The sequence below is a fragment of the Candidatus Pelagibacter bacterium nBUS_28 genome, from assembly GCF_051200915.1.
GTDB lineage: Bacteria > Pseudomonadota > Alphaproteobacteria > Pelagibacterales > Pelagibacteraceae > Pelagibacter.
On record NZ_CP172844.1, the window covers coordinates 669,791 to 691,827 of the forward strand.

The following is a 22,037-nucleotide window of genomic DNA, read 5'->3' on the forward strand; positions in this document are numbered from 1 at the left end:
ACTTTATAGTTATAGAGTTAATTTTAATGGCATCTAAAACCCAAAAAGCTATTAAAATTTCTCAAAAACATTTGTTAGGTATCCAAGATTTATCGATCAATGATGTCAATTTGATTTTAGATGAGTCACAGTCATTTATTAAGCTTAACCAAAGTAAAAACAAACGATTAAACGTACTAAACGGAAAAACACAAATTAACTTATTTTTTGAACCTTCTACTAGAACACAAAGTTCATTTGAATTAGCAGGTAAACGTTTGGGGGCAGATGTTATGTCGATGAATATGGGAAACTCGGCAATCAAAAAAGGTGAAACTTTGATTGATACAGCAATGACATTAAATGCAATGCACCCTGACATAATTGTAATTAGGCATCAAGACTCTGGTGCTTGCAACTTATTATCTCAAAAAGTAAATTGTGCGGTACTAAATGCTGGGGATGGCAGAAGAGAACATCCTACGCAGGCTTTATTAGATGCTTTAACAATAATTAATAGAAAGAATAAAATTCAAGGATTAAAAATTGCAATTTGTGGAGATATTCTCCATTCAAGAGTTGCAAGATCAAATATTTATTTATTAACAATGTTAGGTGCAGAAGTAAATATAGTTGCACCAACAAATTTAATGCCAAAAGAAATTGAAAAATTTGGTGTAAATACTTTTACCGATATGAAAAAAGGACTTAAAGATTGTGACATAGTAATGATGTTAAGGCTTCAAAATGAAAGAATGACAAGTTCATTTCTTTCATCAAATAGAGAATACTATGAATACTATGGTTTAACTCCAGATAAACTTGATCATGCAAAACCTGACGCAATTATTATGCATCCTGGCCCTATGAATAGGGGTATAGAAATCGATACAAGACTAGCTGATGATATTAATAAAAGTGTAATAAAGGAACAAGTTGAACTTGGTGTAGCAGTAAGAATGGCTTGTTTAAAAATATTTTGTGAATAAATGAAAAAACAATACTTTATAAATGCAAATATTATTGATCCTCACAACTCAATAAATGAAAATGGAGGATTGATTATTGGAGAAGATGGAAAAATCGAGGCAATTGGTAAAAAAGTAAATTCTAATAATTTACCTACAAGAGAAAAGCCAATAGATTTGAAAGGTAAATATATACTTCCTGGACTTGTAGATATGAGAGTTTTTGTTGGTGAACCAGGTTATGAATATAAAGAAAATTTTAGAACTTTAAGCAATGCAGCATTATCTGGAGGGGTAACATCGGTAGTTACAATGCCTAATACTGATCCAATAATTGACAATGTTTCAATTGTAGATTTCTTAAAGAGAAGAGGAAGAGACAAATCTAAAATAAATATATTTCCATGTGCCTCATTAACACAAAATATTGAGGGAACTAACATGACCGAATTTGGTTTGTTAGCTAAAAAAGGAATAATTGCATTTACAGATGGGATTAAAACTATTCAAAATACTAGTTTAATGTCCAGAATTATGAATTCAGCTAAAGACTTAGATTGTTTAATTATGCAACATGCTGAAGACTATCATCTTTCTAAAAATGGCATGATAAACTCTGGTATAATCGCCACTAAACTAGGTTTGTCAGGAATACCTGATATTGCTGAAAGAATTATAATCGAAAGAGACTTAGCTCTTCTCGAGAAGAATAAGTGCCGATATCACATATCACAACTCTCAGCAACAAAATCAGTCGAAGTAATTAAGCAAAGAAAAGATGATATAAAATTTACCTGCGGAGTCTCGATCAATAATTTATCACTTAATGAAAATGATATCGGTGATTTCAAAACATTTTTAAAATTGTCTCCTCCTCTTAGAAAAGAAGAAGATAGAGAGTCGCTAGTTCAAGGGTTAAAAGATAAAACTATTGATGTAATCGTTTCAGATCACAAACCTGAGGATGAAGAATCTAAACGATTAACTTTTTCACAAGCTGCTACAGGAGCTTCAGGTATAGAAACTTTGCTATCTTTATCATTAGAATTATATCATAACGGGTCGGTAAAACTTGAAACAATTATTCAAGCACTAACATCTAATCCTGCAAAAATTTTAAGAATTAATAAAGGAAATCTGTCAATTGGAAATGATGCAGATTTTTGTATAGTGGATCTAAATAAACCATGGATTGTAAAAAAAGAAAATTTAATTTCAAAATCTAAAAATACTTCGATTGAAGACAAAAAACTTCAAGGTAAAGTCACTAATACCTTTGTAAAAGGTAGAGAATTATTTAAAATATAAAAATGGATTATTTAGTTGTTGGTATAGCCTCATATCTGATGGGTTCTATTCCATTTGGTTTAATTTTAACTAAAATCTTCCTAAAAAAAGATATTAGAGAAATAGGTTCAGGCAACATAGGCGCAACAAACGCCCTGAGAACTGGAAATAAACTTGTTGGCTATTCAACTTTATTATTAGATATAGCAAAAGCTATAATTCCAGTAATTTATGTTAAGATAAACTATCCTGATTTAGTTTATATAGCCTCTTTATGTGCTTTTTTAGGACATGTGTTCCCCATTTGGCTTAAGTTTAAAGGTGGTAAAGGTGTGGCTACTTATGTTGGAATTTTGTTCTCTATAAATATCATCTTAGGACTTATCTTTGTTTCAAGCTGGGCGTTTATATTTTTATTATTTAGATACTCTTCACTTTCATCAATAATAAGCTCCTTGTCAGTTCCTATTTATATTCTAATAACAAGTCAGATAAATGATGCTATTTTTTTTGCTATAATGTTTATTTTGATTTTCTTTACCCATAGAGAAAATATTAAACGACTGAAAAATAAAGAAGAAAGTAAGACTAAAATTTATTAATTTGACTATCAAAGACTTTTGAGTAGTTTGTTAAATTATGAATCTAGTCATAGTTGAAAGTCCCGCAAAAGCTAAAACAATTAACAAATATTTAGGTGATGATTATACTGTTTTAGCAAGTTATGGTCATATTAGAGATTTACCGTCAAAAAATGGTTCTGTAGACCCAGAACAAAATTTTAAGATGGAATGGGAAGTTGATAGTTTTTCAAAAAAATATTTAAAAGAAATTACAGATGCTGCAAAAGACTCAGATAAAATTATTTTAGCAACTGACCCGGATCGTGAAGGTGAAGCAATAGCATGGCATGTTAAAGAATATTTAAATGAAAAAAAACTTTTAAAAGATAAAGCAGTTGAGAGAGTTGTTTTTAATGAAATCACAAAAAAAGCAGTAACTTATGGTATAGATAACCCAAGACAAATTGAGCCTTTACTAGTAGATGCCTATATGGCTAGAAGAGCTTTAGATTATTTAGTTGGTTTTAACATATCTCCTATTCTTTGGACTAAATTACCAGGATCAAAATCAGCTGGAAGAGTACAATCTGTAGCTTTAAAACTTATAACTGAAAGAGAACATGAAATAGAGTCTTTTGATCCAGAAGAATTTTGGACCTTAAGTATCAATTTTCAAGATGATAGTAAAAATTTAATTACTTCAAGTATTTATCAATTAAATGGAAAGAAAATAGAAAAATTCTCTTTTAGAAATAAAAATGAAATTAACAAAGCATTAGAAAATATTAATGATAAGAAATTTGGTATAAACGATGTTTCATCAAAAATTGTCAGTAGAAACCCATCTGGTCCATTCACAACATCAACTTTACAACAAGTGGCCTCAAGTAGATTAGGGTTTGGTGCTTCCCGAACAATGCAAATTGCTCAAAGATTATACCAAGGAATTGAAATAGATGGAGAAACTATAGGATTAATTACCTATATGAGGACAGATGGAACAAACCTTTCCACTGATGCAGTTTCAGATTTTAGAGATTTTATTAAAAATCAATATGGAACAGAATACTTACCTGAGAAACCTCTTAATTATTCAGGAAAAAAGGCGAAAAATGCCCAAGAAGCTCACGAAGCTATTCGACCAACAGATATAAGTAGATCACCAAATACTGTTAAAAAATATTTGAGCACAGATCAACAAAAACTATACAATCTAATTTGGGGCCGAGCTTTATCATCTCAAATGGAGTCAGCAAAATTTGACAGAAATACAATAACAATTACCTCAGAAGATGGTAACACAATATGTAAATCAAGCGGGTCTGTACAAAAGTTTGATGGTTTTTTAAAAGTATTCCCTAGTCCAAGTAAAGATGAAGATGAATCAATTCTACCAGAAATGACTAAAGGACCAATAAATATTGAGTCACTTATAGATGAACAGCATTTTACTCAACCACCACCAAGATATTCCGAAGCAAGCCTTGTAAAAAAATTAGAAGAACTTGGAATTGGTAGACCATCAACCTATGCAAGCATCATTTCAACAATTGCTAACCGCGGATACGCTGAAATACTTAACAAAAGATTTTTTCCTACTGATCGTGGAAAACTAATATCTGCATTTTTAGAAAAATTATTTTCTAAATATGTTGATTACAATTTTACAGCAGGATTAGAAGATCAATTAGATGATATAACAACTGGTAAAGAAAGTTGGATAAAAGTTTTGGAAATGTTTTGGAAAGATTTTAATAACAATGTTTCTGAAGTAAAAGAAAAAAGAACTAGAGAGGTTTTGGATTTATTAAATGAAAGTTTAGGTACATTAATTTTTGACAAAGATAACAATGGTAATGTTGTTAGAAAATGTCAATTATGTAAAACCGGTTCATTAAGTCTAAAAAATAGTTTTAGAGGTGGAGCTTTTATTGGATGTTCTAATTATCCAGAATGTAAATTTACTAGGCCATTGTCTAAAGCAAAAGCAGCTGCACAAGCGCAATTAGCTGAACCAAAATTCATAGGTAAACATGATAATGGAAATGATATTTTTTTAAAGAATGGGAGATTTGGCCCCTATCTTCAATATGAAAAAATAGCAGAAGAAAATTTAGAAGAAAAAATTCCAAAGAAAAAGAAGAAAACAAAAAAACTTAAGCCAGATGTAAACGAGCTTTTGAAAAATGTTTCAATTCCTAAAGGTCTAGAATTAGAAAATATTGATTTAGAAAAAGCTCAATTTTTATGTTCTTTACCCAAGTCTTTAGGATTAAATCCAGAAAACCAAAAGGAAATTACTCTTAATACAGGAAGATTTGGTCCATATCTAAAGTGTGAAAATAAATCTGCAAGAATTGAAAACATAGAAGAAATATTCTCAATTGGTCTTAATAGAGCTATAACACTAATTGCAGAAGCTAAACCAGGAAGAATGTCTTCTTCTATAATTAAGGATTTAGGAGAACATCCAGAGGATAAAAAGCCTGTTAGAGTTATGAAAGGCCAATATGGACCATATATTAAATATAAATCTTTAAATGCGACTATACCTGAGGAAAAGGACCCTACTGAATTAACTATGGAAGAAGCTTTAATCCTTATTGAGAAAAGAAAAGAATACGATAGAAATAAGAAAAGTAAGAAAAGGAAAAAAAAATGAAAAAAATCTTAATTACAATTGGTTTAATGCTGTGTTTTATAAGCTCTTCTTATTCAAATGAAACTAAATGTACTGATTTTAAAAAATTTTCAAAAGAATATTTAAAATGTAAAACTGATAAAATTAAAAAAGGAACAATTAATAAAGCTAATGAAATAAAAGAAGGCACAGCAAAGAAAACAAGTGATTTAAAAAAAGGTGTAATGAAGTTAACAGTTAAAGCTAAAAGTAAATTAAAAAAAAGTGAGTAGATTATGAATTTTGAAAATAAAATTAAGGAATTGAAAATAGAATTACCTGAAGCTAAAGCTCCTGTTGGTTCATATGTTGCAACTAAAATAGTAGGAAACTTACTTTATGTTTCGGGCCAAATATCAATTAATTCAAATGGAGAATTAATTAAAGGAAAAGTAGGTAAAGACCTAACTACTGATGACGCTTATAAAGCAGCTGAAAGATGTGGATTAAGTATTATTGCTCAAGTTAAACTTGCATGTGACGGAGATCTTTCAAAAGTAAAATCTTGTATTAAATTGACTGGATTTGTTAATTCAACAGAAGATTTCATCGAACAACCAAAAGTAATAAATGGTGCTTCAGATTTAATAGCTAAAATTTTTGGTGATGCTGGCATGCATACAAGGGCAGCAGTAAGCACTAACAGTCTACCCCTAGGTGTATCTGTTGAAGTTGATGCTATTTTTGAATTAAATTAAATTTTTATCTACCGATACCAAAATACTTAAATCCTTGAGACTTAATTTTCAAAGGAGAATAAATATTTCTCATGTCATATATCTTTAGATTTTTTGATGAATGTAATTTTTTAAAATTAATAGATTTAAAATCATTCCATTCTGTATGCAAAATTACTAAATCTGAACCTTTAACAGCCTCACCAATCGAATTAGCAAAGTTTACATTTTTTAAATTGCTAAACTCCTTTTTAAATCCTGTTGGATCATAGTACTTAATTTGAGCTCCTTTTTTAGATAAAAAGGGTATCATTTCTAAACTAGATGAGTCTCTCATATCATCTGTGTTGGCTTTAAAGGTAACTCCCAAAAAACAGATATTTTTATTTCTAATCTTTTTATTGAGTATTTCATTAACTTTTTTTAAAAGTAATTTTGATCTCAAGGAATTCGAATTAATAACACTTTTAATGACAGATAAATTAATCTTAAATTTATCAGCAGTGTTGACAATAGCTTTAGTATCTTTTGGAAAACAAGATCCACCATATGCTGGTCCAGCTCTTAAAAAACGACTGCCTATTCTTTTATCTAATCCTATACCAATAGAAATATCTTCGACATCAATTTGAGCTTTTTCACATAAATTTGCAATTTCATTAATAAAGGTAATTTTAGTAGCTAAAAAAGCATTAGAAGCATATTTGATAAGTTCAGCAGCTCTACGATTTGTGGAAATAAATTTTGCCCCTTTTGATATTAATGGGGAATAAAGATTTCTTAGTTTTGTAGCAGATTTTTTATCGTTAGAACCAATTACAACTCTATCAGGATAAATAAAATCTCTTATGGCCTCACCTTCTCTTAAAAATTCAGGATTTGATGCTACTGAAAATTTATTTTTATTTACTTTTTTTGATAATATTTTTTCTATTTCATCACCTGTTGTTACTGGAACTGTTGATTTTGTTATAATTATTTTAAATTTGTTAATAGATTTTGATATTTCTTTAGCTACTGAAAATATTTGGCTTAGATCAGCACCAGTGCTATTTTTTTTTGTTGGAGTACCAACGCATATAAAAACTATATCTGATTTTTTTATTGAATTACTCAAATTTGTTGAAAATTTTAATCTTTTATTTTTATAATTTTTGAGAACTAATTCTTCTAATCCAGGTTCATAAATAGGAATTATGCCTTGTTTAAGATTATTAATCTTATCCTGATCTTTATCTACACATATAACTTCGTTACCAAGATCAGAAAAACAAACTCCACTTACAAGTCCAACATAGCCTGTTCCAATCATACATAATTTCATAATTTTGCAATCTCCATTGATGAATTAATATAACCATTCATGCTTCCACAGTCTAAATATTTACCAGAAAAATTATGTGCTATAAATTTTTCATTATTATCAATTAATGATTGAATAGCATCAGTAATATGAATTTCTCCTCCTTTACTAGGTTTTAAATTTTTTAATTTTGAAAAAATTTTTTTAGGTAATATGTATCTACCAATAACAGCTTTATTAGATGGAGCATCTTTAATATTTGGTTTTTCAATCACATTATTAATTAAATAATCATTCTTATTTAATCTTTTATTAAGTTTATATATGCCCCATCTTGAGACAGTTTTTTTGTTTACACTCATACTTGCCATAACAGATGCTTTATATTTTTTATGAGTCTTGATCATAGATTTAGAACAATTTTTTTTAATTATAAGATCGTCTGGTAATAACATTAAAAAATATTTATCTTTAATATATTTTTTAGTTTTAAGAACAGCATCCCCTGTTCCTTTTGGCTTATTCTGATAGACAAATTTAATTATTTTTCTATATTTTAATATTTTTTTATACTCTTGAATAATTCGTTGATCTTTCTTTTTTTTAATTAATTCTTTATAAAATTTATCATTATAAAAATATTTTTTAATCATCATTTTTCTTTTGGATATGATAAAAATTATTTCTGTAATGCCTGCTTCAATACACTCTTTTATTATATATTCTAAACTAGGTTTACCGTTTATTGGCAAAAGTTCTTTTGCAAAAACACTTGTTAGAGGCAACAGTCGTGTGCCTAATCCAGCCAGAGGAATAATAGCTTGTTTAATCATTTAAATGTTTTACTTATTAAATATTTTAATACAAATGAAAATTATATTAAATAATAGTATTTTAACTAAAACATTAGGTCCTTTTGATGATATCGGATTTGTACCTACTATGGGAGGTGTTCATGAGGGGCACCTTTCTCTTATTAAAAAATCAATTAAATTAAATAAAAAGACCATAGTGAGTATATTCGTAAATCCAAAACAATTTAATGACATCAATGATTTTAAATCCTACCCTTCTAATATCAAAAATGATTTAGCAATTTTAAAGAAAATTAAAAAATTAGATTTTATTTATATTCCAAAATTTAAAGATATTTACGACAATAAAAAACAATCCAATATAAAAATTAACAAAAAAGATAAAATACTTTGTGCTAAATATAGAAAAGGACATTTTGAAGGTGTTTTAGATGTAATGAGTAGATTAACAACACTGATTAAACCAAAAAAAATTTTTTTGGGTAAAAAAGATTTTCAACAATTCTTTCTAGTAAAAAAATTTATTGAAAAAAAATTTAATACAAAAGTAATTGGCTGTAAAACTATTAGAAATAAAAATAAATTAGCTTTATCTTCAAGGAATTTTTTACTTAATAAACAAGAGTTAAAAGACGTTGAAAAAATTTCAAAAACATTTCTTAATTTAAAAAATAAGATCAAAAATAGTAGAAATATTAATAGTTTTTTAAAAAAATTGAAAAAAGATTTAGAAAAATTTTACAATATTAAAATTGAATATTTAGAAAATAGAAATACAAAAAATTTAACTATTTCAAATAAATATCAAGGATCAAAAGTATTTTTAAGCTATTATTATAAAAATATCAGATTAATAGATAATTTTTAAATTTATAAAAAATAAGCTCCTACACCTAGAAATGATACAAAACCTATAACATCTGTAATTGTTGTTACAAACACACTGGATGCAATTGCTGGATCAATATTCATTTTTTTTAAAGTAACTGGAACTAATATTCCAAAGAGGCCTGCAATAATCATGGTTAAAACCATTGAGATTGAAATTATTATTGAAAGAATATTATCTTGAAACCAAATTTGAACAATTAAAGCACTAATAATAGCAAAAATAATTCCATTTAAAATTCCTATAGAAAATTCTTTTATAACATTTGATACAAAATTATTTTCTGTTAAATCATTAGTTGCAATTGTTCTCACAGTCACAGCTAGTGTTTGCATTCCCGCATTACCACCCATTGATGCTACAATAGGCATTAGAAAAGCTAGTACTACCATTTGCTCGATAGTAGCGCCAAATAAACTAATGCACCAAGTAGCTAAAAAAGCTGTAAATAGATTTAACAGAAGCCAGTTAAATCTTCTTTTAGTTTTAGTTATTACACCATCAGTTATTTCCTCATCACCTACCCCTGCTAATCTCAAAGCATCTTCTTCAGCTTCTTCTTTTAAAACGGTTAAAACATCATCACTCATAATCATTCCAACAAGTTTGTTATTCTTATCTACAACAGCTGCAGAATTTAAATTGTAATTTTCAAATAGATTACCTACTTCCTCTTTATCCATATCCACAGGTATCAATAGTTGAGACTCAGACATAATTGAGAGCATTTTTGTATCCCTTGATGTTGTTAGAACTCGAGATGATGGCACAGTACCGATTGGTTTAAACTCCTCATTAATAATAAATATTTCTAAAAATTCCTCTGGAAGATCTTTGTTTTCTCTCAAATAGTCTATTGTTTGACCTACAGACCAATTGCTAGGTATAGCTGTAAATTCACGTTGCATTATTCTTGCAGCAGTATCTTCGGGATAACTTAAGCTTTCTAGTAAAGCAAAACGATCTTTGGGTGGTAATGAGCTAAGAATGTTATTTTTTTCTTCTTCTGGTACATTTTCTAAAATTGATATTGCATCATCTGACTCAAGATTAGTTAAAATGGATACAATAGAATCTGAAGAAAGATAGGTAATAATTTCTGTTTGAATAGACTCATTAAGCTCGATAAAAACTTCAGGATCAATTTTAAAATTATTTAGCTTTATAAGACTTTCTCTATCAGATTGATTTAAGTGTTCAATAATATCAGCAGCATCTGCTGGGTGCATTTCTTTAAAAGAGTTAGTAATAAAAGTAGCATCATTGTTAGCAATTTTAGTTGTAACTACTTTTATATACTCTTTATTAAATTCAAAATTTACTTTTTTATCTTTTATTTTTTTAACTAAAGACATAAATCTACCTATAATTTAGATTGGACTATTAATAGATAATTAAGATAATACAATTCATAAATGAATATAGAGATCAAAAAGTCAGTAAAACCAGTAAATTATTTTGATGCAATCAACTTATTGGAGAAGCGATTGGAAAGTTTGCATAAGAATAAAGATAAAGAACTTATTTGGACATTAGAGCACAATGAAATATTTACAGCGGGTACAAGCTATAAAGAAAATGAAATTTTGGATAAATCTATAAATCTAATAAAAACTAATCGTGGTGGTAAAATAACATGTCATGCACCAGGTCAATTAATCTGTTATTTTGTTTTAGATTTAAGAAAAAAAAAGACATTAGAAAATTTATTTCTTGTATTGAAAAATCAATTATTGAAACTTTAAAAGATTACAAAATAGAAACATTTTCAGACAAAAATAATGTGGGTATTTGGTTTAAAAAAAATCACACAATAAATAAAGTTGCAGCAATTGGAGTAAGAGTAAAAAAATGGATTGCCTACCATGGGTTTGCAATTAATATAAATAATAATCTAGATCAATATAAAAAAATTATACCCTGTGGAATTGAAGATAAAGGGATCACCAATTTGATTAGCATTGCTGATAATGATTATACGAACTTAGATAAATTATTAATAGAAAAATTTACCTCAAACCTGAAAATCTAAGTCTTTTTGTTTTTAATAATTTTCTAAAATAATCTGGTAATAAAGCTGTATATGTGTGTTTCACATCATCAATAATAAATTTAATCTGGTATGAATGAAGCATTAAATTTTTATTTAAACCTTTGGATGAATTGGATAATTTATATTTGATATCACCAAATATTGGTTGTCCTAAGGCATATAATTGCTTTCTAAGCTGGTGCTTACGGCCTGTAATTGGTTTTAATTCAACTAAGCTTGCCTCTGAATTTTTATCTAAAACTCTGTAAATTGTTTTTGCTTTTTCTGTAATTTTTTTTTCTCCATCATATCGGATAAGATCATCATTCCATTCACCAGAATTTTTATTTAATTCACCATGACAAATAGCTAAATATGTTTTATGAACTTTTCGTAATCTAAACAAAGAGGTTAATAGTTGAGCAGACTCTCTTGTTTTTGCAATTATAAAAACACCTGAGGTGTCTTTATCTAATCTATGAACTGAATATGGTTTTGTGCCATGAAATATTTCACTTTTAGCAAAAATATCTACTAAATTTTTTTTTGATTTAGTTCCACCCTGTACAGAGATTCCTGAACTTTTATTTAATACTACAAAATTATTATTATTATCTATAATTTGATCTTCATTAGATTTAATAATTTCTTGTGATGGTTCAAATTTAATTTTCTTTTGAATTATAGTTTCTTTAAAATCTAAATTAAAAAAACTTACAATGTCATTAGTTTTGACTTTGATTGAACTTTTAATTTTTTTTTTATTAATTTTTATTTTGCCAGATCTTAAATATTTTTCAATTAATCCTTGTGGTATTTTTCCAATTTTAAGTCTCGTCCAACGATCAATACGCATATCATTACACGTTGAATCAACGGTATATGACTTTCTCATTTTTTAAAATTTATGCTGTTGCTTGTTTCTTTTCTTCAGCTTTAGGTGTGTCTTTATTAGTGTCTTTTTTTGGCTTATCTATTCTTTTAGCTTCCACATCTCTGTCAACAAACTCTATAATAGCCATTGGTGCATTATCACCGTATCTAAATCCGGCCTTTATAATTCTAGTATATCCGCCGTTTCTTTTTTCGTATCTTTTTGAAAGAGTTTTTTTTACTTTGTTAGCAGATTTTATATCTTGAAGTTGAGAAACTAACATTTTTGTTGTTTGTAATGTTTCTTTTTTACCTAAGGTAATAATTTTGTCTGCTTGTGGTTTTAAAAATTTAGCTTTTGGCAAAGTAGTTTTAATTTGCTCATATTTTATTAAAGAATTTAACATATTTTTTAAGAGAGCCTTTCTATGTTCAGAAGTTCTATTTAACTTCTTATTTGCCATTCCGTGTCTCATTAGATAGCTTCCTCAAGTTTTTTAGACATTTCTGCAATATTATCTGGTGGCCAGTTTGGTATCTCCATCCCTAAGTATAGAGACATACCAGTCAAAACTTCTTTTATTTCATTAAGAGATTTTCTACCGAAGTTTGGTGTTCTAAGCATTTCACCCTCAGATTTTTGAACAAGATCACCAATGTAAATTATATTGTCATTTTTAAGACAATTCATTGATCTAACTGAAAGCTCAAGCTCGTCCACTTTTCTTAATAAGTTTTTATTGAACTCTGGTTCTGTTGACACTTCTTTTACAGGTGCTTCAACTGGCTCATCAAAATTAACAAACATTTTTAATTGATCCTGAAATATTCTAGCTGAATAAGCTACCGCATCTTCTGCTGAAATTGAGCCATTTGTTTCAACTTCCATAGTAAGCTTATCATAATCCAATGCCTTACCCTCTCTAGCAGTGCTTATTGAATAAGAAACTTTTTTGACTGGACTATATAACGAATCTATTGCAATTAATCCTAAAGGTGGTTCTTCTGGTTTATTTAAATCAGCAGGAACATAACCTTTTCCAGTACTTACATTCATTTCCATGTGAAAATTTGTATTTTCATCTAGATTACATATTACAAGTTCAGGATTTAATATTTCTACATCAGCAACTTGTGCGATATCAGAAGCTTTAATTTCACCCGGACCTTTTGCATCCAAGATAAGCTTTTTTGTACCTTCTGAATTACATTTTAATGCTAAAGATTTTACGTTTAAAACAATATCAGTAACATCTTCTCTTACACCTTTGATAGATGTAAATTCGTGTAAAACACCATCAATTTGAATAGAGGTAACAGCAGCACCTCGTATTGATGAAAGTAAAATTCTTCTAAGAGAATTACCTAATGTTAATCCATAACCTTTTTCTAAAGGTTCTGCTATAATTTTAGCATGAGTTAGGTCATCACTAATTTTAACATCTAATTTTGATGGTTTAATTAATGATTTCCAATTTTTAACATTCACATTTTCGACTTCCATTAAACTCTCCTTTTCTTTGGTGGTCTAGTTCCATTATGAGGCATGGGTGTAGTATCTTTTATTGATAAAATTTTAAAACCTCTTGCCTGTAATGCTCTTAAAGCTGTTTCTCGTCCAGACCCAGGGCCCTTAACTTCAACAGACAAAGTTTTCATTCCATATTCTAATGCTTTAGATGCAGCAGCATCAGCAGCAATTTGTGCAGCGTAAGGAGTTGATTTTCTTGATCCTTTAAATCCTTTTTGTCCTGCAGATGCCCAAGATATAACATTTCCATTTGTATCTGCGATTGAAATAATTGTATTATTAAAAGTTGATTGCACATAAGCAATGCCATTTAAAATATTTTTTTTAATTTTTTTCTTTTTAGAATAAGAACTTTTATTACTTTTTTTTGAAGATTTTTCTACCTTCTGATCTTTATTTTCAACTTTATCAGCTTTAGCCATAATTATTTTTTAGTTGGAGTTAATTTTTTTCCTGCAATAGCGATAGCTTTACCTTTTCTTGTTCTTGCATTACATCTTGTTCTCTGTCCTCTTACAGGTAATTTTTTTCTATGCCTTGTTCCTCTGTAGCAAGCTAGATCAATTAATCTTTTTATAGTTAGTGAATAATCTCTTCTTAGATCACCTTCGACTTTAAAATTAGCATCAATATATTCTCTAATTTTTAAGATTTCATCATCAGTCAATTCATTAATTCTTTTAACTCTTGGTATTTCAAGTGAACTACAAATCTGATTAGAAAATTTATCACCAATCCCATAAATGTAAGTTAAACCTATGTGTACAAGTTTGTTTTGTGGGATGTTGATACCTGCTATACGAGCCATAATTTTTGTGATAATTTGTGCCTTTTATATAATAAGATTACTCAAAGTCAACGTCTTAAACATTGATAAAAGTGTCAATTTTAGCAGTAATTTCCTCTATTTCGAGTGTTCCATCAATCTCTTGAAGATTTGAATTTTTCGATAGAAAGCGAAGAACTGGCTCGGTTGTTTTTGTATAAATATCGTATCTAGACATGATTGTTTCAAGATTGTCGTCTTTTCTTTTTTCAAAGAATTCCTTTCCACAAGGGTGTAAATTGATATCTTCTTTGTTGAAAAATTCATTAAGAGTTAAATTACATTTATCACATGTTACTCGACCAATTATCCTTTTTTCTATAATTTCACGAGGTACAACTAATGAAATTATCAAATCTATTTTTTGGTTGAATTCTTTTAAGATTAAATCAAGATTTTTTGCTTGATCAATGCTTCTTGGGTAACCATCAAATATAATACGATCTCTAAACTTAAGGTTTAAAATAGCATTTTTAAGAAGTTTATTTACAATTTCATCTGACGCAAAATTACCTTTTGAAATAACTGCTTCTATTTTTTTACCAAGATCTGTATTCTTTTTTGTCTCATTCCTTAACAGATCTCCAGTTGATAACTGAAAGTAGTTATGCTTTTTAACAATTAATTGAGCCTGTGTGCCTTTACCTGCGCCAGGAGGCCCAAATAAAATAATATTCACTTATTTACCAAATTTAGTTTTTTTAATTAATTGCTCATATTGAGAACTCATTAATCTGGTTTGTATTTGAGTTACTGTATCGATAGCTACAACAACAACAATCAAAATTGAAGTACCCCCCAAATAAAAAGGAATTGGATAATTAGCAATTAAAAATTCTGGCATCAAACAAACTAATGTTAAATATAGTGCACCTATAGTTGTTAATTTTGTTAAAATATTTTCAATATACAATGCTGTGCTTTCACCTGGTCTAATACCAGGAACAAAACCACCATATTTTCTTAGATTATCTGCAGTTTCTGTTGGATTAAAAGTAATTGATGTATAGAAAAATGTAAAAAATATTATTCCTGATGCGTAAAGCATCATATAAAGGGGCTGACCTTGTGTAAAATATGAACTTATGTTTAAGAATGTTTCATTATTTGAAAAAGAAAAATTTGAAAATGTTACTGGTAGTAGTAATAACGCAGAAGCAAATATTGCAGGTATTACTCCTGCTTGATTAATTTTTAATGGTAAATGTGAAGACTCACCTCCGTACATTTTATTACCCATTTGTCTTTTAGGATAATTTATCAATATCTTCCTTAAAGCTCTCTCCATAAATACTATAAATAATATAGTTAGTATTAATAAAACAAAAATAGCTAAAATCATAAATGTTGAAACCGCACCTGTTCTTCCAAGTTCAAAGGTTGTAACTAAAGCTCTTGGAATTTCAGCAACGATCCCTGCAAATATTATTAAAGATATACCATTACCAATACCCCTTTGAGTAATTTGCTCACCTAACCACATTAAAAACATCGTTCCAGCTACAATAGTTGTAACAGTTGTTATTTTAAAAAAGGCACCAGGATTTATTACTAAGTCAGCTGAAGACTCTAAACCAACAGATAGACCATAACCTTGAACTGTAGCTAATACTACTGTTCCATACCTTGTTATCTGTGTGATTTTTGCTCTTCCAATTTCACCTTGAGCTTTTAAATTTTTAAAATAATCAGAAACACCAGTTAATAACTGAACTATAATTGATGATGAAATATATGGCATTATACCTAATGCAAATATAGCCATTCTACTTACGGCACCACCCGCGAATACATTGAACATTCCAAGTAAACCTTTTTGGTTACCATCCATCATAATCTTAAGTTGTTCTGGATCAATACCTGGCAAAGGAACAAATGTACCAAATCTGTAAACTGCAAGAATAAATATCGTAAATAATATTCTGTTTCTTAAATCGTTTGTTGATGGCGATGCGCTCATTGAAATTTATTATTTTTTCAATTGAATAGATCCACTAATTTTTTCTAGTTTTTCTATTGCTGATTTTGATGCTAAGTCTGCTTCTATATTTACTTTGTCTTTAATTTCTCCAGTACCAAGTATTTTTAACTTTTGAGAATTTTTGTTGATTAATCTTAATTTTTTAAGCAATTCCATATTTATAGTGTCACTGGGATTAATCGTTTTTTCATTAATAAATGACTGAATCTTTTCAAGATTCATAATTGCTATATTAACTCTTGAAATTGGATTAAAACCTCTTTTTGGTAATCTTCGATATAAAGGCATTTGACCACCTTCAAAAGCTTTAATGGCAACACCAGATCTAGATTTTTGACCCTTTACACCTCTACCTGAGGTTTTACCTTTACCTGATCCAATACCTCTACCAACTCTCATTTTAGATTTATTAATCTTATCTTTAGTGTTTAAAGTTATCATTATCCTCTTTTCTCAACTATTTCTGAAATTTTTTTATTTCTAATAGCTGAAATTTGTTTTGGTGAATTTTGTTTTAATAAAGCTTTCATCGTAGCTCTAATAACATTATGTGCATTTGAAGTTCCCATTGATTTTGCAACAATATCTTTTACACCTAGCACTTCACAAACAGCTCTTACTGGTCCACCTGCAATAATTCCAGTACCTTTTGATGCAGCTCTAAGTACGATTCTTCCAGAACCATCTTTTGCTTTTACATCATGGTGTATTGTTCTTCCTTCTCTTAGAGGAATATGTATCAATTTTCTTCTTGCTACTTCATTAGCTTTTTTGATTGCATCTGGAACTTGTTTTGCTTTTGCGTGAGCAATCCCAATTTTACCTGCTTGATTTCCAACAACTACCAATGCTGAAAAACCAAATCTTCTTCCACCTTTAACAACTTTTGTAATACGGTTGATGTGAACTAATTTTTCTAAAATATCGTCAGCTTTTTTGTCTTTAAAATTATCCATAATTAAAATTCCATTCCATTTTCACGTAAGGTTTCAGCAAATACTTTTACTCTACCATGATATCTGTATATTCCTCTATCAAAGTATATTTTTGTAATTTTCTTTTCTTGAGCTTTCTTGGCTAACTTAGTAGCAACTATTTTTGACAATTCAGTTTTATTTACTTTTTCACCTGATTTAATATCTTTTTCAACTGATGAAGCTGATAATAAAGTAACTTTATTAATATCATCAATTATTTGTGCAGAAATGTTTTTTGCTGATCTAGAAATACATAATCTAAATCTATCTTTAGAAGCAACTTTTTTGACTTTGTTACTAACTCTAAATCTTTTTCTAATGGTAGTATTCAGTTTCATTATTTTTTCTTTCCCTCTTTTTTAAGAACATACTGACCTTTTTCACGGATACCCTTACCTTTGTATGGTTCAATTTTTCTATAAGTTTTAATCTTTGAAGCTACTGATCCAACTTGTTGTTTATCTGAACCTGAAATTTTTAAAGTTGTTTGTTTTTCAACTTCAATTTTAATCCCCTCAGGAATATCATAATTAATATCATGACTATAACCAAGCTGAAGGTTTAACTGTTTTCCTTTTAAAGCAGCTCTATATCCAACACCAACCAATTCAAGAATTTTTTCATATCCTGTGCTTGATCCAATTACTGCATTATTAATCAAGCTTCTATTCATTCCCCAAAGTCTTTTTGAATCTTGGTCAATTTTTTTCGGTTTTATTGAAATTTCTTTTCCTTCTTTAATGTCAAGATTAAACATTTCTAAATCAATATCGATTGACTTTTTTCCTAAAGGGCCTTCAATATTTATTATATTCCCTGCTAAAACTACTTTAACTTTTTCAGGAATAGAAATACTTATTTTACCAATTTTAGACATTAAAATACCTTACAAATAATTTCGCCACCAACACGTTGTTTTCTTGCATCTATATCTGTCATTACACCTTTGGGTGTAGAGATAATAGCAATTCCAAGTCCATTATTTACCTTTGGCAGACTTTCAGCACTAGAAAAAATTCTTCTACCAGGTTTTGATACACGTTCAAAAGCACTGATAACAGGGTTTCCAGAGTAATATTTAAGTTCCAATGATAATGTTGGTTTATTATCTTCGGCAGCAATTTTAAAATCTTTAATAAACCCTTCGTTCTTAAGAATATCTGCGATTTTTGTTTTAAAATTTGAAGATGGTAATTCTACTTTTTTGTGGTTTCTAGCTTGAGCATTTTTTACTCTTGCTATCATATCTCCAATCGGATCACTTAAACTCATAATTTTCCTTTCTACCAGCTTGACTTAGTCATTCCTGGAATTAATCCAGCTAAACCTAAGTCCCTTAAAGCTATTCTTGATATTTTTAATTTTCTATAAACCCCATGTGGTCTTCCTGTAATTTTGCATCTATTCATAACCCTTATCTTTGCTGAGTTTCTGGGCATCTGTGACAATTTTTGCTGTGCTTTAAATCTTTCTTCCAATGGTAACTTTTTGTCCATAATAATTTTTTTAAGACTTTGTCTTTTTTTATAAAGTCTATCAGAAAGTTTAATTCTTTTATCGTTTTTGTTTACAGCGCTTACTTTAGCCATGTTTAATTGTCTCCTTTTTTAATAAATGGAAAATTCATTTTTTCTAATAAAGCAAAAGCATGTTCTTTATTTAAAGCTTTTATTACAACTACAATATCAAGACCTCTAACTTTGTCAGCTCTATCAAAACTTACTTCAGGAAATATAATGTGCTCTTTAACACCAAATGTATAGTTTCCAAATTTATCAAATCCTTTTGGAGATAATCCTCTAAAGTCTTTAATTCTTGGTAGTGCAATGTTTACCAATCTATCAATAAACTCATACATTTTATTTTTTCTTAATGTTACTTTTAAACCAGCATTAGAGCCTTTTCTTGTTTTAAAATTAGCAACTGATTTTTTAAATTTTGTAATCACAGGTTTTTGACCAGTAATTTTTCCCATATCTTCTTCTGCTGCTTTTAAAATTTTTGCATCAGCACCATCTAGTCCAAGCCCCATATTTAAAACTATTTTTTCTATTTTAGGAACCATAAAAATATTTTTAAGAGCTAAGCTGTCTTTTAAAGCTGGCTGAATTTCTTTACTGTAAATTTCTTTTAATCTTGGTGTCATTATTTTTTAGCCTCTGCTTTTTTTGTAACTTTTTCATCAATTAGTTTAAGGTTAGATAAATGTATAAAGCTTTCTTTCGATACAATTCCACCCTTTTTCTCTTTAGTAGTTTTTACGTGCTTTTTAACCATATTAATTTCTTTAACTTTGGCTCTATTATTAGGTCTATCAATTTCAATAACTTCACCTTCTTTTTTCTTATCTTTTCCAGTTAAAACCCTTACCTTTAAGCCTTTTTTGATCATCTTTATAAAACCTCCGGTGCTAGTGAAATTATTTTCATCTGCCCTCTGCTTCTTAATTCTCTTGTTACAGGACCAAAAATTCTTGTTCCCACTGGTTCACCTTTATCATCAACTAAAACTGCAGCATTGTTATCAAACTTAACTTTTGAACCATCGTTTCTATGAATTCCCTTTTTTACTCTCACTACCACAGCCTTATGGACAGTACCTTTCTTAACTTTACCTTTTGGTATTGCTTCTTTTACAGCAATCACAATAGTGTCACCGATGCTTGCATATCTTCGTTTAGATCCACCAAGCACCTTTATACATTCTATTCTTTTAGCGCCTGTATTATCTGCTACCTGTAATTCTGTTTGTACACCAATCATTATTTTGTATTCTCCATTACTTGGAATTTTTTGTTTTTCGAAAACGGTTTGCTCTCAATAATTGAAACTTTATCACCAGTTTTAAATGTATTATTTTCATCATGAGCATTATAATTTTTTCTAACTTTAATTACTTTCTTAAGTACAGGATGAGAATATTTTCTTTCAACCATTACAGTTATAGTTTTATTTGGCTTATCACTTATAACTACTCCAGTTAATATTTTTTTAGGCATTAATTTTTCCTTTTAATATAGTTTTTAATCTTGCAATCGTTTTTCTTGTTTCGTTAATTTTTGCAGGGTTTGTTACTTGTGAATTCATTTTTTGAAATCTAAAATTAAAAAGATCTTTTTTTAATTTATCTATATTTTTTATCATTTCGTCCTTTGACAATTTTTTAATTTCTTGTTTTTTCATATTAAGCAAACCTCTTAATAGTTTTTGTTTTTATTGGCAATTTAGCTGAAGCTTTGTAAAGAGCTTCTTTAGCTATCTGTTCAGAAACACCATCAACTTCAAACAATATTCTTCCAGGTTTAACTCTACACGCAAAAAATTCAGGATTTCCTTTACCTTTACCCATCCTTACTTCAATCGGTTTTTTTGATACAGGGATATTTGGAAACACTCTAGTCCAAACTCTTCCTTGCCTTTTCATATGTCTAGTTAAAGCTACTCTAGCAGCTTCAATTTGTTTTCCTGTAATTCTTTCTGGTTGCAAAGCTTTCAGAGCAAACGCACCATAATTAATAGAACTTGCTCTAGTTGCTGTTCCATGGATTCTTCCCTTGTGAGCTTTTCTCCATCTAGTTCTAACTGGTTGAAGCATTATTCTTTACCCTCTTTTGGTGCTGCTTTATTAGTTTCTTGACTGAACTCTCTTGCAAAAACTTCACCTTTATAGATCCAAACTTTAATTCCTATAATACCATATGTTGTTAAAGCTTCTGCTTCAGCATAATCTATATCAGCTCTTAAAGTATGTGAAGGTATACTGCCTTCTCTTAACCACTCTGTTCTTGCTATTTCGTTTCCACCAAGTCTTCCACTTATAGAAACTTTAATTCCTCTTGCTCCTAATCTAATACATGATTGCATAGATCTTTTCATAGCTCTTCTATATGAAATTCTTTTTACTAATTGTTGAGCAATATTCTCAGCGACCAAATATGCATTAGTTTCAGGTTTTTTTACTTCTTTAATGTTAAGTGCAACTTCATTAGTTGTGAATTTAGATAAATTATTTTTAATTTTATCAATATCACTACCTTTTTTTCCAATAACAAATCCAGGTCTTGAGGTGTAGATAGTAACATAGCATTTATTAGATGTTCTTTCTATCATCACTTTGGATACACCAGAATTAACTACATTTTTTTTGATATAATCTCTGATTTTAAAATCTTCTATTAAATAATTCCCAAAATCTTTCTTTTTAGCAAACCAAACAGAGTCCCAACCTCTGTTGATGCCTAATCTAAAACCTACAGGATTAACTTTTTGTCCCATGACTCTCCATTTGTTTAACTTCTGATAAAATTATAGTTACTGTTGACCAAGGTTTTAAAATTGGTGCGGCTCTACCCTTTGCTCTTGGTCTAAATCTTTTCATTACAATTTTTTTTCCACAATAAGCTTCTTTAACAACTAAGTTATCAATGTCATACTGAAAGTTGTTTTCTGCGTTTGCGACTGCAGAACTAATTGTTTTTCTAATATCTTTGCTAATTCTTTTAGCTGAGAATTGTAAATCTCGAATAGCTACATCTACTTTTTTTCCAACAATACTTTTTAAAATAGGATTAAGCTTTCTAACACTAGTTCTTATACTATTGTTTACAGATTTAACTGTATCTACTTTTTTTCTATTTTTTTTCTTTGTCTTATTCAT

At 28.8% G+C, this 22,037-nt stretch carries 31 protein-coding genes and 1 pseudogene; 8 read left to right on the plus strand and 24 right to left on the minus strand.

Annotated features, from left to right (window positions below; translation table 11 throughout):
* Nucleotides 1-26: 26 nt before the first annotated feature.
* Genes ACIJYC_RS03545 through ACIJYC_RS03570 form a run of 6 tightly spaced genes read left to right on the plus strand, consistent with a single transcriptional unit; the run spans nt 27 to nt 6,175 of the window.
* The gene (locus ACIJYC_RS03545; RefSeq protein ID WP_435167985.1) at nt 27-968 is read left to right on the plus strand and encodes an aspartate carbamoyltransferase catalytic subunit; all 942 of its coding nucleotides are present in this window, start codon (nt 27-29) and stop codon (nt 966-968) included.
* A complete protein-coding gene (gene pyrC, locus ACIJYC_RS03550) occupies nt 969-2,255 on the plus strand; it encodes a dihydroorotase (RefSeq protein WP_435167987.1) in 1,287 nt (428 codons plus the stop codon).
* 2 nt (nt 2,256-2,257) lie between these two features.
* Nucleotides 2,258-2,836, plus strand: coding sequence for a glycerol-3-phosphate 1-O-acyltransferase PlsY (gene plsY, locus ACIJYC_RS03555; protein ID WP_435167990.1), 579 nt, complete (start codon nt 2,258-2,260; stop codon nt 2,834-2,836).
* A gap of 37 nt (nt 2,837-2,873) precedes the next feature.
* Nucleotides 2,874-5,459 carry a type I DNA topoisomerase gene (gene topA, locus ACIJYC_RS03560; protein ID WP_435167993.1) on the plus strand — a complete coding sequence of 862 codons (2,586 nt, stop codon included), beginning with the start codon at nt 2,874-2,876 and terminating at the stop codon, nt 5,457-5,459.
* Complete coding sequence (locus ACIJYC_RS03565; RefSeq protein WP_435167996.1) at nt 5,456-5,710, plus strand: hypothetical protein; 255 nt, start codon at nt 5,456-5,458, stop codon at nt 5,708-5,710. Before topA ends, ACIJYC_RS03565 begins: the two co-directional genes overlap by 4 nt.
* A 3-nt stretch (nt 5,711-5,713) precedes the next feature.
* Nucleotides 5,714-6,175 (plus strand): RidA family protein, encoded by a 462-nt coding sequence (locus ACIJYC_RS03570; protein ID WP_435167999.1) that lies wholly within the window; start codon nt 5,714-5,716, stop codon nt 6,173-6,175.
* A 4-nt stretch (nt 6,176-6,179) separates the two neighbouring features.
* On the opposite strand, the gene ACIJYC_RS03575 is transcribed toward ACIJYC_RS03570, so the two are convergent.
* The gene (locus ACIJYC_RS03575) at nt 6,180-7,478 is read right to left on the minus strand and encodes a UDP-glucose dehydrogenase family protein (RefSeq protein WP_435168002.1); all 1,299 of its coding nucleotides are present in this window, start codon (nt 7,476-7,478) and stop codon (nt 6,180-6,182) included.
* Nucleotides 7,475-8,290, minus strand: coding sequence for a sugar phosphate nucleotidyltransferase (locus ACIJYC_RS03580; protein ID WP_435168005.1), 816 nt, complete (start codon nt 8,288-8,290; stop codon nt 7,475-7,477). The genes ACIJYC_RS03575 and ACIJYC_RS03580 overlap by 4 nt, the downstream gene beginning before the upstream one ends.
* Nucleotides 8,291-8,294: 4 nt before the next feature.
* Between ACIJYC_RS03580 and ACIJYC_RS03585 the strand changes: the two genes are divergently transcribed.
* Complete coding sequence (locus ACIJYC_RS03585) at nt 8,295-9,140, plus strand: pantoate--beta-alanine ligase (protein WP_435168008.1); 846 nt, start codon at nt 8,295-8,297, stop codon at nt 9,138-9,140.
* 2 nt (nt 9,141-9,142) lie between these two features.
* Here the strand turns inward: ACIJYC_RS03585 and mgtE are convergent, their stop codons facing one another.
* On the minus strand, nt 9,143-10,516 hold the full coding sequence (gene mgtE, locus ACIJYC_RS03590) for a magnesium transporter (RefSeq protein WP_435168011.1): 1,374 nt from the start codon (nt 10,514-10,516) through the stop codon (nt 9,143-9,145).
* A 60-nt stretch (nt 10,517-10,576) separates the two neighbouring features.
* Here mgtE and lipB point away from each other — a divergent pair.
* A pseudogene (lipB, locus tag ACIJYC_RS03595) lies at nt 10,577-11,193 on the plus strand (lipoyl(octanoyl) transferase LipB).
* Here lipB and ACIJYC_RS03600 read toward each other — a convergent pair.
* The 21 genes from ACIJYC_RS03600 to rplV are packed head-to-tail and all read right to left on the minus strand — an operon-like array spanning nt 11,171 to nt 22,037.
* A complete protein-coding gene (locus tag ACIJYC_RS03600) occupies nt 11,171-12,088 on the minus strand; it encodes an RluA family pseudouridine synthase (RefSeq protein WP_435168014.1) in 918 nt (305 codons plus the stop codon). The pseudogene lipB and the gene ACIJYC_RS03600 sit on opposite strands and share 23 nt — an antisense overlap.
* Nucleotides 12,089-12,098: 10 nt before the next feature.
* The gene (rplQ, locus tag ACIJYC_RS03605; protein ID WP_435168017.1) at nt 12,099-12,542 is read right to left on the minus strand and encodes a 50S ribosomal protein L17; all 444 of its coding nucleotides are present in this window, start codon (nt 12,540-12,542) and stop codon (nt 12,099-12,101) included.
* A complete protein-coding gene (locus ACIJYC_RS03610) occupies nt 12,542-13,570 on the minus strand; it encodes a DNA-directed RNA polymerase subunit alpha (RefSeq protein ID WP_435168020.1) in 1,029 nt (342 codons plus the stop codon). Before ACIJYC_RS03610 ends, rplQ begins: the two co-directional genes overlap by 1 nt.
* The gene (gene rpsK, locus ACIJYC_RS03615; RefSeq protein ID WP_080658537.1) at nt 13,570-14,019 is read right to left on the minus strand and encodes a 30S ribosomal protein S11; all 450 of its coding nucleotides are present in this window, start codon (nt 14,017-14,019) and stop codon (nt 13,570-13,572) included. The genes ACIJYC_RS03610 and rpsK overlap by 1 nt, the downstream gene beginning before the upstream one ends.
* 2 nt (nt 14,020-14,021) lie before the next feature.
* Nucleotides 14,022-14,405, minus strand: coding sequence for a 30S ribosomal protein S13 (rpsM, locus tag ACIJYC_RS03620; protein ID WP_435168023.1), 384 nt, complete (start codon nt 14,403-14,405; stop codon nt 14,022-14,024).
* Nucleotides 14,406-14,460: 55 nt separating this feature from the next.
* The gene (locus tag ACIJYC_RS03625; RefSeq protein ID WP_435168026.1) at nt 14,461-15,102 is read right to left on the minus strand and encodes an adenylate kinase; all 642 of its coding nucleotides are present in this window, start codon (nt 15,100-15,102) and stop codon (nt 14,461-14,463) included.
* On the minus strand, nt 15,103-16,383 hold the full coding sequence (secY, locus tag ACIJYC_RS03630; RefSeq protein ID WP_435168029.1) for a preprotein translocase subunit SecY: 1,281 nt from the start codon (nt 16,381-16,383) through the stop codon (nt 15,103-15,105).
* A gap of 9 nt (nt 16,384-16,392) precedes the next feature.
* Nucleotides 16,393-16,845, minus strand: a complete 453-nt coding sequence (gene rplO / locus ACIJYC_RS03635) for a 50S ribosomal protein L15 (protein ID WP_435088981.1) — start codon at nt 16,843-16,845, stop codon at nt 16,393-16,395.
* Nucleotides 16,845-17,360 carry a 30S ribosomal protein S5 gene (gene rpsE / locus ACIJYC_RS03640; RefSeq protein ID WP_435086916.1) on the minus strand — a complete coding sequence of 172 codons (516 nt, stop codon included), beginning with the start codon at nt 17,358-17,360 and terminating at the stop codon, nt 16,845-16,847. The genes rplO and rpsE overlap by 1 nt, the downstream gene beginning before the upstream one ends.
* A gap of 2 nt (nt 17,361-17,362) precedes the next feature.
* Nucleotides 17,363-17,719, minus strand: coding sequence for a 50S ribosomal protein L18 (gene rplR, locus ACIJYC_RS03645; RefSeq protein WP_435088979.1), 357 nt, complete (start codon nt 17,717-17,719; stop codon nt 17,363-17,365).
* Nucleotides 17,719-18,258 carry a 50S ribosomal protein L6 gene (rplF, locus tag ACIJYC_RS03650; protein ID WP_435088977.1) on the minus strand — a complete coding sequence of 180 codons (540 nt, stop codon included), beginning with the start codon at nt 18,256-18,258 and terminating at the stop codon, nt 17,719-17,721. Before rplF ends, rplR begins: the two co-directional genes overlap by 1 nt.
* Complete coding sequence (gene rpsH, locus ACIJYC_RS03655; protein WP_435088975.1) at nt 18,258-18,653, minus strand: 30S ribosomal protein S8; 396 nt, start codon at nt 18,651-18,653, stop codon at nt 18,258-18,260. Before rpsH ends, rplF begins: the two co-directional genes overlap by 1 nt.
* A gap of 11 nt (nt 18,654-18,664) precedes the next feature.
* On the minus strand, nt 18,665-18,970 hold the full coding sequence (gene rpsN, locus ACIJYC_RS03660) for a 30S ribosomal protein S14 (RefSeq protein ID WP_435098305.1): 306 nt from the start codon (nt 18,968-18,970) through the stop codon (nt 18,665-18,667).
* A 2-nt stretch (nt 18,971-18,972) separates the two neighbouring features.
* Nucleotides 18,973-19,527, minus strand: coding sequence for a 50S ribosomal protein L5 (gene rplE, locus ACIJYC_RS03665; protein WP_435088971.1), 555 nt, complete (start codon nt 19,525-19,527; stop codon nt 18,973-18,975).
* On the minus strand, nt 19,527-19,772 hold the full coding sequence (rplX, locus tag ACIJYC_RS03670) for a 50S ribosomal protein L24 (RefSeq protein WP_435098299.1): 246 nt from the start codon (nt 19,770-19,772) through the stop codon (nt 19,527-19,529). The genes rplE and rplX overlap by 1 nt, the downstream gene beginning before the upstream one ends.
* Before the next feature lie 2 nt (nt 19,773-19,774).
* Nucleotides 19,775-20,143: a 50S ribosomal protein L14 gene (rplN, locus tag ACIJYC_RS03675; protein WP_008544079.1), complete on the minus strand. Its 369-nt coding sequence runs from the start codon at nt 20,141-20,143 to the stop codon at nt 19,775-19,777.
* Entirely contained in the window at nt 20,143-20,379 is a 237-nt protein-coding gene (rpsQ, locus tag ACIJYC_RS03680; protein ID WP_023648435.1) for a 30S ribosomal protein S17, read from the minus strand. Before rpsQ ends, rplN begins: the two co-directional genes overlap by 1 nt.
* Nucleotides 20,372-20,563, minus strand: a complete 192-nt coding sequence (gene rpmC, locus ACIJYC_RS03685) for a 50S ribosomal protein L29 (protein ID WP_435168032.1) — start codon at nt 20,561-20,563, stop codon at nt 20,372-20,374. Before rpmC ends, rpsQ begins: the two co-directional genes overlap by 8 nt.
* Before the next feature lies 1 nt (nt 20,564).
* Nucleotides 20,565-20,975 carry a 50S ribosomal protein L16 gene (rplP, locus tag ACIJYC_RS03690; protein ID WP_023648433.1) on the minus strand — a complete coding sequence of 137 codons (411 nt, stop codon included), beginning with the start codon at nt 20,973-20,975 and terminating at the stop codon, nt 20,565-20,567.
* Nucleotides 20,975-21,655, minus strand: a complete 681-nt coding sequence (gene rpsC / locus ACIJYC_RS03695) for a 30S ribosomal protein S3 (RefSeq protein WP_435168035.1) — start codon at nt 21,653-21,655, stop codon at nt 20,975-20,977. The genes rplP and rpsC overlap by 1 nt, the downstream gene beginning before the upstream one ends.
* Nucleotides 21,639-22,037: a 50S ribosomal protein L22 gene (gene rplV / locus ACIJYC_RS03700; protein ID WP_028036894.1), complete on the minus strand. Its 399-nt coding sequence runs from the start codon at nt 22,035-22,037 to the stop codon at nt 21,639-21,641. Before rplV ends, rpsC begins: the two co-directional genes overlap by 17 nt.